Source organism: Enterobacter cloacae complex sp. 2024EL-00711, from assembly GCF_047529885.1.
In the GTDB taxonomy this organism is placed as follows: domain Bacteria; phylum Pseudomonadota; class Gammaproteobacteria; order Enterobacterales; family Enterobacteriaceae; genus Enterobacter; species Enterobacter ludwigii.
Genome location: NZ_JBLIZC010000004.1, coordinates 1 through 17666 on the forward strand (window position 1 = coordinate 1; position 17666 = coordinate 17666).

At 53.1% G+C, this 17666-nt stretch carries 16 protein-coding genes and 3 tRNA genes; 1 reads left to right on the forward strand and 18 read right to left on the reverse strand.

Annotated features, from left to right (window positions below; all coding sequences use genetic code 11):
* The 16 genes from ACMVME_RS12345 to mngA form a co-directional block, all read right to left on the reverse strand.
* Window positions 1–76: transfer RNA gene (locus tag ACMVME_RS12345), tRNA-Lys, on the reverse strand.
* Between the two features lie 4 nt (window positions 77–80).
* Window positions 81–156 (reverse strand) — tRNA-Val (locus ACMVME_RS12350).
* A 27-nt stretch (window positions 157–183) separates the two neighbouring features.
* A tRNA-Lys gene (locus tag ACMVME_RS12355) sits at window positions 184–259 on the reverse strand.
* A gap of 161 nt (window positions 260–420) precedes the next feature.
* Window positions 421–1215 carry a cell division protein CpoB gene (cpoB, locus tag ACMVME_RS12360; protein WP_068795095.1) on the reverse strand — a complete coding sequence of 265 codons (795 nt, stop codon included), beginning with the start codon at window positions 1213–1215 and terminating at the stop codon, window positions 421–423.
* Window positions 1216–1224: 9 nt separating this feature from the next.
* Entirely contained in the window at window positions 1225–1746 is a 522-nt protein-coding gene (gene pal / locus ACMVME_RS12365; protein ID WP_003858578.1) for a peptidoglycan-associated lipoprotein Pal, read from the reverse strand.
* A 35-nt stretch (window positions 1747–1781) separates the two neighbouring features.
* Complete coding sequence (tolB, locus tag ACMVME_RS12370) at window positions 1782–3074, reverse strand: Tol-Pal system beta propeller repeat protein TolB (protein WP_025204648.1); 1293 nt, start codon at window positions 3072–3074, stop codon at window positions 1782–1784.
* A gap of 130 nt (window positions 3075–3204) precedes the next feature.
* Window positions 3205–4494, reverse strand: coding sequence for a cell envelope integrity protein TolA (tolA, locus tag ACMVME_RS12375; RefSeq protein WP_020884960.1), 1290 nt, complete (start codon window positions 4492–4494; stop codon window positions 3205–3207).
* Between the two features lie 28 nt (window positions 4495–4522).
* On the reverse strand, window positions 4523–4951 hold the full coding sequence (gene tolR, locus ACMVME_RS12380) for a colicin uptake protein TolR (RefSeq protein WP_014169185.1): 429 nt from the start codon (window positions 4949–4951) through the stop codon (window positions 4523–4525).
* A 3-nt stretch (window positions 4952–4954) separates the two neighbouring features.
* Window positions 4955–5647, reverse strand: coding sequence for a Tol-Pal system protein TolQ (gene tolQ, locus ACMVME_RS12385; RefSeq protein ID WP_014169184.1), 693 nt, complete (start codon window positions 5645–5647; stop codon window positions 4955–4957).
* On the reverse strand, window positions 5644–6048 hold the full coding sequence (ybgC, locus tag ACMVME_RS12390) for a tol-pal system-associated acyl-CoA thioesterase (protein WP_014169183.1): 405 nt from the start codon (window positions 6046–6048) through the stop codon (window positions 5644–5646). Before ybgC ends, tolQ begins: the two co-directional genes overlap by 4 nt.
* Window positions 6049–6196: 148 nt before the next feature.
* Entirely contained in the window at window positions 6197–6487 is a 291-nt protein-coding gene (ybgE, locus tag ACMVME_RS12395) for a cyd operon protein YbgE (RefSeq protein WP_020884961.1), read from the reverse strand.
* Complete coding sequence (gene cydX, locus ACMVME_RS12400; protein ID WP_014169181.1) at window positions 6487–6600, reverse strand: cytochrome bd-I oxidase subunit CydX; 114 nt, start codon at window positions 6598–6600, stop codon at window positions 6487–6489. Before cydX ends, ybgE begins: the two co-directional genes overlap by 1 nt.
* 14 nt (window positions 6601–6614) lie before the next feature.
* Complete coding sequence (gene cydB, locus ACMVME_RS12405; RefSeq protein ID WP_014169180.1) at window positions 6615–7754, reverse strand: cytochrome d ubiquinol oxidase subunit II; 1140 nt, start codon at window positions 7752–7754, stop codon at window positions 6615–6617.
* Window positions 7755–7769: 15 nt separating this feature from the next.
* Window positions 7770–9338 carry a cytochrome ubiquinol oxidase subunit I gene (gene cydA, locus ACMVME_RS12410; RefSeq protein ID WP_020884962.1) on the reverse strand — a complete coding sequence of 523 codons (1569 nt, stop codon included), beginning with the start codon at window positions 9336–9338 and terminating at the stop codon, window positions 7770–7772.
* A gap of 678 nt (window positions 9339–10016) precedes the next feature.
* A complete protein-coding gene (gene mngB / locus ACMVME_RS12415) occupies window positions 10017–12653 on the reverse strand; it encodes a mannosylglycerate hydrolase (RefSeq protein ID WP_068795096.1) in 2637 nt (878 codons plus the stop codon).
* 21 nt (window positions 12654–12674) lie between these two features.
* Entirely contained in the window at window positions 12675–14591 is a 1917-nt protein-coding gene (gene mngA / locus ACMVME_RS12420) for a PTS 2-O-a-mannosyl-D-glycerate transporter subunit IIABC (RefSeq protein WP_068795097.1), read from the reverse strand.
* 169 nt (window positions 14592–14760) lie between these two features.
* Between mngA and ACMVME_RS12425 the strand changes: the two genes are divergently transcribed.
* On the forward strand, window positions 14761–15477 hold the full coding sequence (locus ACMVME_RS12425; RefSeq protein ID WP_068795098.1) for a GntR family transcriptional regulator: 717 nt from the start codon (window positions 14761–14763) through the stop codon (window positions 15475–15477).
* Window positions 15478–15560: 83 nt separating this feature from the next.
* Here the strand turns inward: ACMVME_RS12425 and sucD are convergent, their stop codons facing one another.
* Window positions 15561–16430, reverse strand: coding sequence for a succinate--CoA ligase subunit alpha (sucD, locus tag ACMVME_RS12430; protein ID WP_014169173.1), 870 nt, complete (start codon window positions 16428–16430; stop codon window positions 15561–15563).
* Window positions 16430–17596: an ADP-forming succinate--CoA ligase subunit beta gene (gene sucC, locus ACMVME_RS12435; protein WP_006809579.1), complete on the reverse strand. Its 1167-nt coding sequence runs from the start codon at window positions 17594–17596 to the stop codon at window positions 16430–16432. The genes sucD and sucC overlap by 1 nt, the downstream gene beginning before the upstream one ends.
* Between the last annotated feature and the right edge of the window lie 70 nt (window positions 17597–17666).

A 17666-nucleotide genomic window follows, 5' to 3' on the forward strand; every position in this document is an offset into this window, starting at 1 on the left:
TGGTGGGTCGTGCAGGATTCGAACCTGCGACCAATTGATTAAAAGTCAACTGCTCTACCAACTGAGCTAACGACCCGGAGTGGTGGGTGATGACGGGCTCGAACCGCCGACCCCCTCCGTGTAAAGGAGATGCTCTACCAACTGAGCTAATCACCCACTCTGTACTACCGGAACTGCTTTAAGTGGTGGGTCGTGCAGGATTCGAACCTGCGACCAATTGATTAAAAGTCAACTGCTCTACCAACTGAGCTAACGACCCACTTTTACGCTGTTTTCACGTTGTTTGATATCCCGTGGCAACGGCGGCATATATTACTGATTTAAGAATTCAGCGCAACAAAAATTTCGATGAAGATCACTTAACTGCTTACGAATCATGCTGCATGACCAGAAATAACGCGATTTCTGGTCATGCGATAATCATCCCATCGAATTCAGACGTTTTTGCGCCTGCTTTGCACCTTCGGTGCCAGGGAATTTAGCAACCACCTGCTGATAAACCGCTTTCGCTTTCGCAGTGTCACCTTTGTCCTGCATGATGACGCCGACTTTAAACATCGCATCAGGCGCTTTTGGTGATTTCGGGTAATTTTTCACCACTGAGGCAAAATAAAACGCCGCATCGTCCTTTTTACCCTTGTTGTAATTCAGCTGACCCAGCCAATAATTTGCATTTGGCAGATAAGTAGAATCAGGGTATTTCTTCACAAAGTTCTGAAACGCAACGATAGCGTCATCCTGACGAGATTGATCCTGTACCAGGGCAATGGCCGCGTTGTAGTCCGTATTCGCGTCACCGCTCTGAACAGGCGCTCCCGTCGAGGCCGAAGCATCTGCCGCAGGAGCAGGGGCCGACGTCGCCGCACCGCTCTGATCGCCTGCTGCTGGCTGCGCAGCTGCGCCACCGCTGCTGAGACTATCCATCTGCAGCAAGATTTGCTTCTGACGTTCCACAACCTGGTTAAGCTGATACTGGCTTTCCTGAATCTGACCACGGAGAGAATCAATATCGTTTTGGTTGTCGGAAAGTTGTTGCTGGAGTTGGGTTAAAAGCTGACTGTGAGCGTTAGAAATACGCTCGAGTTGAGTGACCCGGTCTTCTACCGAGCCTGAGCCGACACTACTGATTGGTGCCTGAGCAAAAGCGGCCCAGGGGGCCGCTATTCCAACCAGTAACGACAGACTCAACAGATGATGTCTGAAGTTACTGCTCATGCAATTCTCTTAGTAAACCAGTACGGCACGACGGTTTTTGGAGTAAGCCGCTTCGTCGTGACCCAGTACTGCAGGTTTTTCTTTACCGTAAGAAACGATGGAGATCTGGTCAGCAGAAACGCCTTTACCCTGCAGGTACATTTTAACGGCGTTAGCACGACGTTCACCCAGGGAGATGTTGTACTCTGGAGTACCACGTTCGTCCGCGTGACCTTCTACGGTGACTTTGTAAGACGGGTTGCTACGCAGGAAGTTAGCGTGAGCATCCAGCATCGCAGCGAAGTCAGAACGGATGTCGTATTTATCCAGATCGAAGTAAACGATGTTGTTCTGCTGCAGCTGCTGCATCTGAAGACGCGCTTGCTCTTCAGAAGACATGTTGCCATTGCCATTCGCGTCCATACCGGTACCGGCACCCATCATGCCTTCGCCGCTCTGGTCATTGCTTGCATTCTTGTTAGAAGAACACGCTGCGATTGCCATTACAGGCAGAGCGATCATCAGCCCCTTCAGCACTTTGTTCAGTTGCATTTCTATGATTCCTTTAGTAATCAATTAATTATTATTTACAGATACGGCGACCAGGCAGGTGATTTTACCTGTCCATCAGTTGCCGGAATACGCGCTTTGAAACGCCCATCTGTAGAAACCAGATTCAGCACAGATCCCATCCCCTGAGAAGAGCTGTAGATTACCATAGTGCCGTTAGGTGCCAGACTTGGCGTTTCATCCAGGAACGTTGACGACAGAACTTGAACGCCACCCGCTACCAGATCTTGTTTGGCAATGTGCTGCTGCCCACCGTTGGAGCTGACCATTACCATAAATTTACCGTCGCTGCTCACGTCCGCGTTTTGGTTCTGCGAACCTTCCCAGGTAATACGCTGTGGAGCACCGCCGTTGACGTTCACTTTATAGATTTGTGGACGACCTGCCTGGTCAGACGTAAATGCCAGGTTCTGGCTGTCCGGGAACCAGGACGGTTCGGTGTTGTTGCTGCGACCATCGGTCACCTGGCGAATTTGACCAGAGCCAATGTCCATCACGTACAGGTTCAGGCTACCGGTTTTAGAGAGCGCAAACGCCAGTTTGGTACCGTCCGGAGAGAACGAAGGCGCACCGTTGTGACGAGGGAACGACGCAACCTGACGAACAGCACCGTTAGCCAGCGTCTGGATAACCAGCGCTGAACGACCGCTTTCGAAGGTAACATAAGCCAGTTTAGAACCGTCTGGAGACCAGGCTGGAGACATCAGCGGCTGAGAAGAACGTTTCACCAGGAACTGATTGTAACCATCGTAGTCAGATACGCGCAGCTCATACGGGAACTGACCGCCATTGGTCTGTACCACATAAGCAATACGGGTACGGAACGCACCTTTAATGCCGGTCAGTTTTTCAAATACCGCATCGCTGGCAGCGTGTGCCGCGTAGCGCAGGTACTGTTTAGTGACCTTGTAAGAGTTCTGTGCCAGAACGGTACCCGGTGCACCGCCGGTATCAACCAGCTGCCATGCAACGTTGTAAGAGCCGTCCGGGTTAGGTGTAACCTGACCAACAACGACAGCATCGATACCGAGTGCAGACCATGCGGCAGGCTGTACTTCCTGCGCGCTGCCCGGCTGCTGAGGCAGACGAGAACGATCTAATGGGTTGAATTTACCGCTGTTACGCAGGTCAGCCGCAACGATGCCACCGGCATCTTCAGGCGCAGCGCCAGGGCCGGCCCACTGGAACGGAACAACACCGATTGGGCGTGCCGAATCCACCCCCTGGGTGATCTCGATACGTACTTCTGCGTGCAGTACTGCTGCCCACAGCATTAAAAAACCAAATGCTACACGTAATGCCTGCTTCATCATATCTCCCTTATCCGGGTAACCTTACCCACGATAATTTAGCAGAATGTTAACAAACCCAAATAGACAAAACTACTAAACACTCGTTAGGACAATAGACTGTTTTTCATACTTCCGTAAGGACAGTCGATTACAGTTTAAAGTCCAGTTTGGCATCTTTTATCCGTTCATAAACAGCCTCACTAGGCGGTTTAGGAATGTTCGCCGACCTTGCAGCGGCCAATGCTGCCTGACAAAGCGCAGGATCACCCCCTTCAGAGGTCACGCTTTTCAACCTACCATCTGGCGCAAGGTTGATATGCAGTACACATTGTTTGCCCTGATAGATGCTTGCATCAAACAGGCGGTTCTGAATCGCAACCTGGATTTGCTTAACATAAGCGCTGATATCAGCACCCGTCGCCCCACCATTGGCACCAGAAGTACCACTGTCTTTAGAGGGCTGACCACTGCCTTTCGCACCACCGCCCGCTTTCGGCGCATTCTTACCAGAACTCAGGTCGCCCAGGAGATCGTCAACGCCAGCGGCATCCGCGGCTTTCTCAGCGGCGGCCGCTTTTTTGGCGGCGGCTTTCTCTGCAGCAGCTTTCTTATCGGCAGCGGCTTTTTCTGCTGCAGCTTTTTTGTCAGCAGCCGCTTTCTCGGCGGCGGCTTTCTTCTCTGCTGCGGCTTTTTCAGCAGCGGCCGCTTTTTCTGCTGCAGCCTTCTCGGCAGCAGCCGCTTTCTTCGCAGCATCGGCAGCAGCTTTCTTCTCTGCTTCCTGAGCGGCTTTCTTCGCGGCTTCCGCTTCAGCTTTTTTCTGAGCATCAGCAGCAGCTTTTTTTGCCGCTTCCGCTTCAGCTTTCTTCTGAGCATCAGCAGCGGCTTTCTTCGCCGCTTCGGCTTCAGCTTTCTTCTGAGCATCGGCTGCGGCTTTCTTCGCCGCTTCCGCCGCTAATTTTGCCTGGGCATCAGCTTGTGCTTTCGCGTCCGCCGCGGCTTTGGCTGCCGCCTCTTCCGCCTGCTTCTGCTGTTCCTGAGCTTTCTTCGCGGCCTCTTCAGCTTGCTTCTGCTGTTCCGCCTGCTCTTTCGCCGCTTCCTGCGCCTGCAAACGTTCTTTCTCAAGCTGCTTCAGTCGCTCCTGCTCAGCGGCCTGCTTTTCACGCAGTTCTTCCGCTTGCTGTTGCGCCTGTTTTTCACGCTGCTCTTCAGCCCGTTTTGCACTCGCCTTCTGCTGTTGCTCGCGGTTATAGTTCTGCACTACCGCACCGGGATCCACCATGACGGCGTCAATGGAAGAGCCTCCACCGCCGCCCGATGATGCATCAATGTGCTCGTCGAACGAACTCCAGATCAGCACTGCAAAAAGAATAACGTGCAGCACTGCGGAGACGATTATCGCTCGCTTAAGCTTGTCGTTCTGTTCGGTTGCCTTTGACACTATCGGTTCCCAAAAACTACGCAGATGATCAAATAGGCTGAGTCATTAAGCCAACTGACTTAACGCCCGCGCTATGTAGCAAGTTCAGCGCTTTAATAATTTCATCGTATGGTACGTCTTTCGCGCCACCGATTAAGAAGACCGTTTTCGGATTTGACTCCAGGCGTCGCTGCGCTTCAGCAATAACCTGCTCAGGTGGCAGTTGATCCATACGATCTTTTTCTACCACTACGCTGTATTGCCCTACACCGGAAACCTCAATGATGACCGGAGGATCGTCATTGGTGCTTACCGCCTGTGATTCTGTCGCATCCGGCAGATCAACCTCCACGCTCTGGGTAATGATGGGTGCTGTCGCCATGAAGATCAGCAGCAGTACCAACAGAACGTCCAGCAGTGGAACGATATTGATTTCGGACTTGAGCTCGCGACGATTTCGTCCACGCGATCTGGCCATGGTTTACCCCTTGTTACTCTCGGTACTGGTAAACGCCTGACGGTGCAGAATCGCGGTGAACTCTTCCATAAAGTTGTCGTAGTTCAGTTCCAGTTTATTCACGCGCTGGTTCAGACGGTTGTAAGCCATAACCGCCGGGATCGCCGCAAACAGACCGATAGCGGTCGCAATCAGTGCTTCTGCAATACCCGGGGCAACCATCTGCAACGTCGCCTGCTTCACCGCCCCCAGGGCGATAAAGGCGTGCATAATCCCCCAGACCGTACCAAACAGACCAATATACGGGCTGATGGAACCAACGGTCCCCAGGAAAGGAATATGCGTTTCAAGGTTTTCCAGCTCGCGATTCATGGAGATACGCATCGCACGCGAGGCACCTTCCACAACCGCTTCGGGCGCGTGGCTGTTTGCGCGATGCAAACGAGCAAACTCTTTGAATCCGCTATAGAAAATCTGTTCGGAGCCTACGAGGTTATCACGGCGTCCCTGGCTTTCCTGATACAGACGAGAAAGCTCAATACCCGACCAGAACTTATCTTCAAACGCTTCTGCTTCACGGCCAGCCGCATTGAGGATACGCGTTCTCTGGATGATGATGGCCCAGGATGCGATTGAAAAACCAATCAAAATCAACATGATAAGTTTAACCAGAAGGCTTGCCTTCAGGAACAAATCAAGGATATTCATGTCAGTCACTGCTTAAACTCCGCGACAATAGACTTAGGAAGCGCACGAGGCTTCATTATGGTTGGATCAACACAGACGATCAGGACTTCAGCTGAGTTCAGTACCGTATTTTCTGCATTGACTATCCGCTGCGTGAAAACCATTGAGGTTCCGCGCATTGATGTAATTTCAGTTTGGACTTCGAGCATATCGTCGAGTCTGGCAGGCGCAAAATACTCAAGCGTCATCTTGCGAACCACGAAGGCAACTCGCTCAGCCAACAGCTCCTGTTGACTAAAGTGATGATGGCGCAGCATCTCTGTGCGTGCCCGTTCATAAAAAGCAACGTAGCTGGCGTGGTAAACCACACCCCCGGCATCGGTATCTTCGTAATAGACACGAACCGGCCATCGAAACAGCGTTGTATTCACTTTACATCCCGGTAATGCAACAAAAGTTAGAGCTTTTAAACTTCGCTACTATACGCGCGGGAAAGATGGTTTGGAATGGGAGAAAGTAAACGGAGAGTAAATTTTTATGGGCCAGGGTAAGCCCATATCATTAACGGACATTTCTTATTCAGAAGAAGAAGAAAATCAAGCCAGCGAGAAGCACCAGATCGGCGATGAGTGGGCAGAAAATCCCCTGCCAGTGCAGCGCTTTCGGACGAAAGCCTACGCCGTGGATCACACCTGCGCACACCGCCCACATAATGAGGAAGCCGTGCCAGATCTCAAGCTCGCTGGTCTTCGCTGCAAAGCGCGAAGGGTCCCAGAAGATACAACCTGCCAGCAGTAATGCCATCACTAAAGAAAGCGCCCTTAACGGGCGCTTATCCATTACCGCGTAAAGCGTCGCGATAATGTTCATTAGTGTTTGTCTTCACCTGCTTTAGACGCTTCGACGTGCTCAAGCGCCAGGGCAGTAATGACACCAAATGCACAGGCAAGAAGCGTCCCTAAAATCCATGCGAAATACCACATATTCAGCTCCTTACTTAGTACAGAGAATGAGTGTTGCTTTCAATATCTTCTTTCGTGATACGACCGAACATTTTCCAGTAACACCAGGCGGTGTACAGCAGGATAATCGGTACGAACACGCAAGCAACATACGTCATCAGGTTAAGCGTCAGCTGGCTGGACGTTGCATCCCACATGGTCAGGCTTGCATTCATCATCGTGCTGGACGGCATGACGAATGGGAACATCGCGATACCTGCAGTCAGAATAATGCACGCCAGCGTCAGTGAGGAAAATACAAATGCCAGGGCACCTTTTTCCAGACGTGACGTCAGTATCGTCAGCAGCGGCAGCAACACACCCAGAGCCGGAATAGCCCACAGAACAGGCATATTATTGAAGTTCACCAGCCAAGCACCAGCCTGACGTGCCACTTCTTTCGTCAGCGGGTTAGACGGTGCCGTGTGGTTAATTGCAGACGTAATGACATAACCGTCGATACCGTACATCACCCATACGCCGGCCAGTGCGAAGCACACCAGGGTAATAAGCGCAGCAACCTGCGCCGTTGCACGAGAGCGAAGATGCAATTCACCTACGGTACGCATCTGCAGATAGGTCGCACCCTGAGTAATGATCATTGCCACACTCACCACGCCTGCCAGCAGACCAAACGGATTCAGCAACTGGAAGAAGTTACCGGTGTAGTAAAGACGCATGTATTCATCGATGTGGAACGGTACACCCTGCAGCAGGTTCCCGAACGCCACGCCAATCACCAGCGGTGGAACGAAGCTACCAATGAAGATGCCCCAGTCCCACATGTTGCGCCAGCGGGTGTCTTCAATCTTGGAACGGTAGTCGAAACCAACCGGACGGAAGAATAAAGAAGCCAGCACCAGAATCATCGCCACATAGAAACCGGAGAACGCAGCCGCGTAGACCATCGGCCAGGCAGCGAACAGCGCGCCGCCTGCGGTGATCAGCCACACCTGGTTACCGTCCCAGTGCGGGGCGATGGAGTTAATCATGATTCGACGCTCGGTGTCATTACGACCGAGGAAACGGGTGAGCATCCCCACCCCCATGTCGAAACCGTCAGTGACTGCGAAACCGATCAGCAGAATACCGACCAGCAGCCACCAGATAAAACGCAATACTTCATAATCGATCATTTGATGACTCCTGTCTTAGCGTGCCGGCTGAGTAGTCGCACCGGACTGCTCGTAGTGATAGCGACCGGTTTTCAGGCTGCTTGGGCCAAGGCGCGCGAACTTGAACATCAGGAACAGTTCAGCCACCAGGAACAGGGTGTACAGACCACAAATCAGCAGCATGGAGAAGATCAGATCGCCTGCAGTCAGAGAGGAGTTCGCTACCGCCGTTGGCAGCACCTCACCGATCGCCCATGGCTGACGGCCATATTCCGCAACAAACCAGCCGGATTCGATAGCAATCCACGGCAGTGGGATACCATACAGCGCGGTACGCAGCAGCCATTTTTTCTCACCGATGCGGTTACGAATCACGGACCAGAAGGACGCCGCAATGATCAGCAGCATGATGATGCCGCAGCCCACCATGATACGGAATGCGAAGTACAGTGGCGCCACGCGTGGAATGGAGTCTTTGGTCGCCATCTGGATTTGCGCTTCCGTCGCGTCGGAGACGTTCGGGGTATAGCGTTTCAGCAGCAGACCGTAACCCAGATCTTTCTTCACATCGTTGAACTGGTCACGCACGGCCTGGTCGGTAGAACCCGCACGCAGCTGCTCCAGCAGCGCGTAGGCTTTCATACCGTTACGAATACGGCCTTCATGCTGCACCATCAGCTCTTTCAGACCCGTCACCTGCTTGTCGACGGAGCGGGTAGCAATGATGCCGAGCGCGTAAGGAATTTGAATGGCGAAGCGGTTTTCCTGTGCATCCTGGTCGGGAACACCGAACAGAGTAAAGGCAGCAGGCGCGGGTTGGGTTTCCCATTCGGCTTCGATAGCGGCCAGTTTGGTTTTCTGCACGTCACCCATTTCGTAACCGGATTCATCACCCAGCACGATAACAGAGAGGATTGCAGCCATACCGAAGCTTGCAGCGATAGCAAAGGAGCGCTTAGCAAACGCGAAGTCACGACCACGCAGCATGTAGTAAGAGCTGATGCCCAGTACAAACATCGCGCCGCACACATAGCCAGACGCCACGGTGTGAACGAATTTAACCTGTGCGACCGGGTTCAGCACCAGTTCGGCAAAGCTGACCATCTCCATACGCATGGTTTCGAAGTTGAAATCAGACGCGATAGGGTTCTGCATCCAGCCGTTCGCGACCAGGATCCACAGTGCGGACAGGTTCGAACCGAGTGCCACCAGCCAGGTCACCGCCATATGCTGGACTTTGCCCAGACGGTCCCAACCGAAGAAGAACAGACCTACAAAGGTGGATTCGAGGAAGAAGGCCATCAGACCTTCAATGGCCAGCGGCGCACCGAAGATATCCCCAACGTAGTGAGAATAGTAAGACCAGTTAGTCCCGAACTGGAACTCCATGGTCAAACCGGTAGCCACGCCCAGTGCAAAGTTGATACCAAACAACTTGCCCCAGAACTTGGTCATATCTTTATAAATCTGTTTGCCGGAGAGGACGTAGACCGTTTCCATGATGGCCAGCAGGAACGCCATACCGAGCGTTAGTGGCACAAACAGGAAGTGGTACATCGCGGTCAAGGCAAACTGTAAGCGCGACAGTTCGACTATATCTAACATCATGACTCCTTGCTCATCGCATGAAGACTCCGAGAGTGAACCCCGTTAGAAAAGGATTCACACACATGCCCCAATACAAATTATTCGCATCCATGTCGTCGCGCTTAGCCTGAGAAAGGATAAAAGCAATGACGATAGGTTACAAATACGTTAATAAAAAACTCAAATTGATCCCGCAAATATAATACGCTGCAAAACCCTTACAATAAACAGGTTTTTATTGAATCACATTTACGTTTTTCGACGGCGATCAATTTATAGCAAAATTACCACTTTTCAGCCATTTTGATCGGGGACAATTTACCGCCTTTCGACACCTTTTTCCAAGGATTAAACTTTGATTTAAATCAAAAAGCACCGTTTCTGTTAACCATGTTTAAATGTAGTGTGAATGGTAAAAACCTTGTTAATGCTATGTGTACGACGAGATATTTGGAGTTATCAAAAGCAAGAAAGAATATAAACAGACGTGATTTATTTTAACGCTGAAGAACAACGCATCTTTACATTCGCGTTAACGTATAAAGGTAGTCGTCAGCGCGTTTTTTTTCCATTGTGCGACGACAGCCGCAGATAATTACATTTATTTTACCTGCGACACGCTTAAAATTAACACCACAATGTGACTATTCAATAAAAAAGGCTGCCCTGCGCGCAGCCTTTTGTTCACTTCAGACGCTACCTTTCCGTTTTCAGGCTAAAAGTCCGCGATTGCCCAGGCCTGAACAGGCCCGTAATGCCCTTTTCTTCTCCCCTACCTGCCAGTACCTGTTCATTTAAATTCGTCTCGCAACAGCCTTTAAGCGCCTGATTCCACGATAAAGAGGCATCACAGGACACAGATTCCGACGGATTGAACAGACGAAGGATAAGCGCGTCCCGATCCTCCGCCTTTTTTATCGCGCTCATAACACAGCCTGTCGGCGAAAGGGTCAGCAGGCTGTATCTGTCCGGCGTGCTGAACGGCGCACGGTTAAGTTTCATGGCATCCCAGGGGATTTTGTTATAACACTGGACGGGGGTAAGCCACGCTTTCGCCTGCTGAGCAACGCCGGCGTTCTCGGGAGAGCCGCTAAAACTCAGAAGGCTAAAACGGCAATCGAGACTGCCCCGAAGCTGCGAGTCCGGAACGGCCATTTTTATGCCGGACGGTCGGCCCGGGCGCAACAGCAAATCTTCCTTTCCCAGCACGCCCACACCGCGTAAAAGGGTCAGAGCAAACGCTTTTTCCGCCTCCCCCACCACTTCAAATTCGCGTAACCCTTCTGTGAACAGGGCAAGCCCGTTTCGTTCCTGCTGCAGCACGGCGTAGTTAAGTAAATTCCAGACGGGAACCGGTGCCTCTTTCCAGCCCTCTTCTTGCCAGTTAGCCATCGCGTCATCGCGAACCGGGCGCGTTATGGAGCCAAACTGCGTATCTGACAGTACCTGCTCCGTCATAAACGGCGTCGGGATAAGCACGCGGACCCGGTGATCGTCAGCCTGATTATCCAGACGCGCCACAACATCTACACGCCTGCTGTTATGGCTGAGAGTAACCTCAAATTCCACCGCAAGAGCGCCATTGCACAGGCGGGCCGACCGCTCGGCCAGGTTTGCCGGAACGGCGATGCGATGCTGGATCACCGCCCTGCTCTGCCAGGCTTCCTGTATCACCTCAACATGATGCTGCCCGTGCGCTGAAGTGAGCCGCCACTCTTCCCGGGAAGGCGAGTAGTCGTACTCATCGCCATCATCCGACCCCTCTTCAATTTCCAGTACGCGGTCATAAATAAGTCCGGATTCTTTATCACGCAGGCGCAGCGTGCCATCGTCATTTATATCAATTTGCCAGAAGGCGTTTTCCAGCAGAGCATCCGTTTTTGCCCTCGCGGGAAGCCTCTTTTCAGGAGCCTGGGGCTCGATGTAAAGCGTGCGGTATCCCATCGCGGGCAGGATCTGACAGATTTGGATATCAAACTCCATAAACGGATCGTAATTACCATAGTGCACGATTTGCCGGTCAATAAGCCCCGGGTCTATTTCCCGGGCGCGGCGAATAAAACAGGGGATCTCATTGCCTTTATCATCCCGCAACCGGAACTGGCTCGCGCGCAGACGAAGGGTGGTGTTAATCACCTCTTCACGGGGCCAGGGCATCAGATTGAACATCACCAGCTTGTCGGCCTCGCTTTGCGGCATATTGTCGACAATCTTGCGCATCGAGAAACGCGTGAGGTTATCGGCCATATCTTCAGCGAGCGCAAACCGGGCCATAATCTCACGATGCACTTTATCGCTGCAGCAGCAGCCAATACTGTCGTGAGCATGATTCTTGAGGATCTCTTTCCACATTTTCTCCAGCAAACCGTGGTGATACTCGAAGCCCAGCATCCAGGCGAGCGCCGCCAGCGGTTCGAGGATATTCACGATTTTGTTTTCAATGCGGGCGTGGGCAATTTTGATGTCCATCCGTGTGGAGCCGATTGTCCGGTGTACACGCATGTATTTGCCGTCGATAAACTCCCCTTTCAGCGTCGCCAGTTCGTCACGGTGCGCTTCAGTATGTTCAAAGACCTCCTCGAACCGGCTCATCACAAATTTCCGCTGCGGGTACATCTTTCGAAGGGTATCCATCACCGCGAAAATGTTCTGCTGGAGGGGCATCTGGTCGTGACCGTTAGGCAGCAGAATCTCTTTCGTCACGGAAGCGTTCTCCAGCAATGTAAGCCAGGTATCGAGCCGTTTACGCAGCCCCGCGTCATCCTCCGGTAAGTACTTACCAATCGCGTAGCCCAGCGGTAGTACCTGCGCTGTAACTTCGCTGCCGTCTGCGCTCTGCCATAAAAATTCTGTTTTATCGGTGCCGTGACGCTCAGAACATCCGCGCCAGAACAGCGTGCGGGTGATACCAAAGCCGTTATAGATATGCGGAAGTTGCCCGGACATGCCAAACGAATCCGGCAGATACCCTATTTTCATCGGCTCACCGAATTCCATGCAGTCGCGCATCCCGTACATCAGATTGCGAACGATCGATTCGCCGCTGACTATCGTGGTGTCGGTCTGGGTATACCACGGCCCGATAATCAGCTTTCCGCGCTCAACCAGCGCTTTAACCCGGGGCCGGTTGTCCGGCACAACGGCGAAGTAATCCTCCAGTACCGCGGTCTGTCCATCGAGAACGTAGTATTTATACTCTTCGTCCTGCTCCAGACGGGTCAGGATCTCCTCCATGTTATTGACCAAAAGGATCCGCGACGCTTCGGTGGTGAAATACCACTCACGGTCCCAGTGCATATGTGGCGTGATATGAACGCGAGATACAGCTTTCATCTTCGTTTCCTGTAAATGAATTTATGGCGTGACGTCTTCCGTCAGGTATTTGCCTTTTTTTACGCCCTGACGTCGCCAGAACAGTAAGATGAGCGTAGAGAGCATCGTTCCCCCCAGCGCAGCGCCAAACCAGCCTGCCGCCGCGATCGCGCCACCCATCCCCGCGTCATGCAGTAAAAAGAGAGAGAAAATGCCCGCCCCCGGCGTAGACAACCCGATACCCATTGCACCGATAATCGCCCCTGTTGCCATCGAGCCAACAACAAACGAGCCAATCACCCGCAGCGGATCTTCAATGGCCATCGGAATTGCCCCTTCGGTGATCCCCGCAAGGCCCAGCAGCCACGTCGACTTGCCGGTTTCGATTTCAAACGGTTTAAAGAGATGCGGTGCCAGCATGGTTGAAGCCGTGACGGTAAAAGCCGAGACCATTTTGACGGAAGCAAAAATGGCATACGGCCCGTAAACGCCGTTGGCCATGGCCCCCAGACAAAACGCATAGGCCGCTTTGTTGACCGGTCCCCCCAAATCGAACGAGCACATAAAACCGAGCAGAGTGCCCAGTAGCAGCGCATTGGCACCGGAGAGGCCGTTAAGCCATGCCGTGAGGGAGGTGTTGATCCACGCGACCGGCTCGCCGATCACGAACAGCATCAGGCTGCCCGCGCCCAGCACGCCAATCACCGGGTAGAGGTAATAGGTTAAAAAACCGTTATAACGCTGACTCAGACGGATATGGTTTTTCACCCAGCGCATCAGATAGCCGGCAATCAGGCCACCTGCAATCGCCCCTAAAAAACCTGAACCGATCATATTGGCGGCAAGACCGGCTGCAAAACCCGGCGCCAGAGCAGGTTTATCTGCCAGCGAGTAGGCGGTATACGCGGCCAGCACCGGCACCATTAACGTGCCTAACATCCCCCCGCCGAGTTTGCGATACATCCACAGCCATGAGTTCTCTTGCTCAAACAGATGCTGTAATCCCAACATCTGTGCCAGCAATACCGCGACGGCCAGCACCGTGCCTCCCGCCACAATCAGCGGCACGGCAAAGGAAATACCGCTGAGCAGGGCCTGCTTAAGCTCCGTTTTAAGGCTCTTGCTCACATCATTGCCGGTATGCACATGGCGATGCGTTCCCGCGGGGGGTAAGGCCAACGCACGCTTAATAAGCGCTTCGGCATGGCGAAGCGGTTCCGCGACCGGCACGGACAGCGTCGGGATGCCCTGAAAACGCTCGCTCTCTTTGAGAGCCACTTCTGCGGCAATGATACAGGCCTGAGCAGTGCGTAACTGCTGCGCGGTCAACCGCCCTTCGATACCGTTCGCCCCCTGCTTTTCCACCACCACGTTTACGCCAAGCTTACGCCCCGCTTTTTCCAGATACTCAGCTGCCATATAGGTATGCGCAATACCGGCGGGGCATGCAGTTACACAAACGATGGTTGGCGCATCCACGAACGCGACAACGTCATCTTCCTGTGGCACATCGTCCAGCGCGGCGAGTAGCGCTGCTGCCGTGGTAGCCGCCATGACGCGCGCCCGAAGAGTTTCATCCGCCAGACGAGAAGTAAGTTCCGTCAGCACCTGGATATGGGTTGAGCCAGCTTCAGCCGGCGGAATGGCAAGCAGGAAAATCAGCTCGACATTTTCCGGGCCATCCACGCCTTCCCAGCTCAGCGGTTCACGTAGGGTGGCTACGGCAAAAGCCGCCTCTTTCACCACCGCTGATTTACCATGCGGGACTGCCAGCCCTTCGCCGAGCGCGGTAGGGCCTAGCGATTCCCGATGAAAGACTTCGGTTAAAAACGCATTGCCGTCGGTAATTTTGCCGAGCGTCACCAGCCGCATCGTGAGCTGGCGTATTGCTTCATCACGACTGGTGTACTGCGCCTGCACGCAGACAGCGTCGGGATGGGTCAGGGTCGTCAGGTTCATCAGGATCCTCACACTCAAGGGTAATTGTTCAGGATCGATTGTGACAGACGAACTAATACCTTTATGTGATCATTTTCACTAACACCGATAATTTGTATTTAATTTGTATTATTTACAAATTCTGTGCTGGAGGCATAATTCCGTGAAAAGGTATTAGAAGGCAGACGACATGGGCAATAAACCGATGTACCGGCAGATAGCGGATGCGCTTCGCGAGAAAATTACCGCCGGTGAGTTAAAACCCGGTGATGCGTTACCGACGGAATCCAGCCTGCAGGAGACATTTAGCGTCAGTCGCGTCACGGTGAGGCAGGCACTGAAACTCCTCACTGAAGAGCAGATTATCGAGAGCATTCAGGGCAGCGGCTCCTATGTGAGAGAGGAGCGCGTCAATTACGACATTTATCAGCTTACCGGCTTTTATGAAAAACTGGCGGACCGAAACGTCGATACCCACAGCGACGTAAAAACATTCGAAGTGATCAAAGCGGATGTGAAACTGGCTGAGACGCTTAACATTCGCCCGGATGACAAAGTGTGGCATGTCAAACGGGTCCGCTTTATTAAGCAAAAACCGGTGAATCTGGAAGAGACGTGGATGCCGCTGGCGATGTTCGCCGACCTCACCTGGGAGGTGATGGAAAATTCCAAATATCACTACATCGAACAGATCAAGAAGATGGTTATCGATCGCAGTGAACAGGAACTGGTTCCGATCATGCCCTCACAGGAGGCGATCGACGCGCTGGCGCTGGATCTGGCAAAACCGATACTGGAAAAGGTGTCACGCGGCTTTCTGAAGGATGGGCGGGTGTTTGAATACAGCCGTAACGTGTTTAACAGCGACGATTACAAATTCACGCTGGTCGCGAAACGCAGGCATTAAAAAAGGCCGCTTTACAGCGGCCAACCATGTCGAAACGGACACTTATTACTTCAACGCTCCCTTTTACAGGGAGCAGAGAGGATTTACTTAATGATGGATTTCAGTGCTTCGCCGATATCCGCCAGGCTGCGAACGGTTTTCACGCCTGCGGCTTCCAGCGCGGCGAATTTCTCATCAGCCGTACCTTTACCGCCTGCGATAATCGCGCCTGCGTGACCCATACGCTTACCTTTCGGCGCTGTCACACCTGCGATATAACCGACAACCGGCTTGGTCACATGTTCTTTGATATACGCAGCCGCTTCTTCTTCTGCGCTACCGCCGATTTCACCGATCATCACGATCGCTTCGGTCTGCGGATCTTCCTGGAACATTTTCAGGATATCAATGAAGTTAGAACCTGGGATGGGGTCACCACCGATGCCCACACAGGTGGACTGGCCGAAACCGTAGTCGGTAGTCTGCTTAACCGCTTCATAGGTCAGCGTACCGGAACGGGAGACGATACCCACTTTACCCGGTTTGTGAATGTGACCCGGCATGATGCCGATTTTGCATTCGCCTGGGGTGATAACGCCCGGGCAGTTCGGGCCGATCATGCGCACGCCAGCTTCATCCAGCTTCACTTTCACGGTCAGCATATCCAGCGTCGGGATACCTTCTGTGATGGTGATGATGAGCTTGATGCCCGCGTCAATCGCTTCCAGAATCGAGTCTTTGCAGAACGGAGCCGGAACGTAGATAACGGTCGCGGTCGCGCCCGTCGCTTCAACCGCTTCGCGCACGGTGTTGAATACCGGCAGGCCCAGGTGCGTGGTGCCGCCTTTACCTGGCGTTACGCCGCCAACCATCTGCGTGCCGTAGGCAATCGCCTGTTCGGAGTGGAAAGTCCCCTGGCTACCGGTGAAGCCCTGGCAGATAACCTTGGTATCTTTATTAATTAAAACTGACATTATTTCCCCTCCACTGCGGCAACAACCTGCTGAGCTGCATCCGTCAGACTTTTCGCTGCAATAATATTCAGGCCGCTGTCAGCCAGTTTTTTCGCGCCGAGTTCAGCGTTGTTACCTTCCAGACGCACCACAACCGGGACGTTAACACCCACTTCTTCTACCGCACCGATGATACCGTCTGCGATCAGGTCGCAACGCACGATACCGCCGAAGATGTTAACCAGCACGGCTTTGACGTTGTCATCAGAGAGGATGATTTTGAACGCTTCGGTTACACGCTCTTTGGTTGCGCCACCGCCCACGTCGAGGAAGTTTGCAGGCTCACCGCCGTGCAGCTTAACGATGTCCATGGTGCCCATCGCCAGGCCTGCGCCGTTAACCATGCAGCCGATGTTGCCATCCAGCGCTACGTAGTTCAGTTCCCACTGTGCAGCCTGCGCTTCACGCGGGTCTTCCTGAGACTGGTCGCGCATTTCACGCAGATCCGGCTGGCGGAACAGTGCGTTGCCGTCAGCGCCCAGTTTGCCGTCGAGGCAGATCAGGTCGCCCTGAGTGGTGATGACCAGCGGGTTGATCTCGATCAGCGCCAGGTCGCGCTCCAGGAAGATGGTGGCCAGACCCATGAAGATCTTGGTGAACTGCTGAACCAGCTTGCCTTCCAGACCCAGTTTGAACGCCAGCTCACGGCCCTGGTAAGGCATTGGGCCTGCCAGCGGATCGATCGCCACTTTGTGGATCAGGTGTGGCGTCTCTTCTGCCACTTTCTCGATTTCCACGCCGCCTTCGGTAGACGCCATGAACACCACACGACGGGAGCTACGGTCAACAACCGCGCCCAGGTACAGTTCTTTCGCGATGTCAGTTGCAGCTTCAACCAGGATCTGGTTGACAGGCTGACCGTTCGCATCTGTCTGGTACGTTACCAGACGCTTGCCGAGCCAATGTTCAGCAAACGCACGAATCTCTTCTTTACTCTTAACAACCTTCACACCGCCCGCTTTACCACGGCCACCAGCGTGAACCTGACACTTAACTACCCAAGGGCCGGAACCGATTTTAGATGCGGCTTCTTCTGCTTCACGCGGGGTAGTACAGGCATAACCCACCGGAGCCGGTAAGCCATACCGGGCAAACAGCTGTTTGGCCTGATATTCATGTAAGTTCATGTGTTCTATCCATCCTTCAGGTAATCGTTAGGTAGTGCTTTTGTAGGCCCGGCAGACAACGCGCCGCCGG

Excerpts from the sequence above, each read along its gene's own strand:
- cpoB (WP_068795095.1), bottom strand. The coding sequence starts at position 1,215 with ATGAGCAGTAACTTCAGACATCATCTGTTGAGTCTGTCGTTACTGGTT.
- pal (WP_003858578.1), bottom strand. The coding sequence starts at position 1,746 with ATGCAACTGAACAAAGTGCTGAAGGGGCTGATGATCGCTCTGCCTGTA.
- tolB (WP_025204648.1), bottom strand. The coding sequence starts at position 3,074 with ATGAAGCAGGCATTACGTGTAGCATTTGGTTTTTTAATGCTGTGGGCA.
- tolR (WP_014169185.1), bottom strand. The coding sequence starts at position 4,951 with ATGGCCAGATCGCGTGGACGAAATCGTCGCGAGCTCAAGTCCGAAATC.
- ybgE (WP_020884961.1), bottom strand. The coding sequence starts at position 6,487 with ATGAACATTATCGCGACGCTTTACGCGGTAATGGATAAGCGCCCGTTA.
- cydX (WP_014169181.1), bottom strand. The coding sequence starts at position 6,600 with ATGTGGTATTTCGCATGGATTTTAGGGACGCTTCTTGCCTGTGCATTT.
- cydB (WP_014169180.1), bottom strand. The coding sequence starts at position 7,754 with ATGATCGATTATGAAGTATTGCGTTTTATCTGGTGGCTGCTGGTCGGT.
- cydA (WP_020884962.1), bottom strand. The coding sequence starts at position 9,338 with ATGTTAGATATAGTCGAACTGTCGCGCTTACAGTTTGCCTTGACCGCG.
- mngB (WP_068795096.1), bottom strand. The coding sequence starts at position 12,653 with ATGAAAGCTGTATCTCGCGTTCATATCACGCCACATATGCACTGGGAC.
- mngA (WP_068795097.1), bottom strand. The coding sequence starts at position 14,591 with ATGAACCTGACGACCCTGACCCATCCCGACGCTGTCTGCGTGCAGGCG.
- ACMVME_RS12425 (WP_068795098.1), top strand. The coding sequence starts at position 14,761 with ATGGGCAATAAACCGATGTACCGGCAGATAGCGGATGCGCTTCGCGAG.
- sucD (WP_014169173.1), bottom strand. The coding sequence starts at position 16,430 with ATGTCAGTTTTAATTAATAAAGATACCAAGGTTATCTGCCAGGGCTTC.
- sucC (WP_006809579.1), bottom strand. The coding sequence starts at position 17,596 with ATGAACTTACATGAATATCAGGCCAAACAGCTGTTTGCCCGGTATGGC.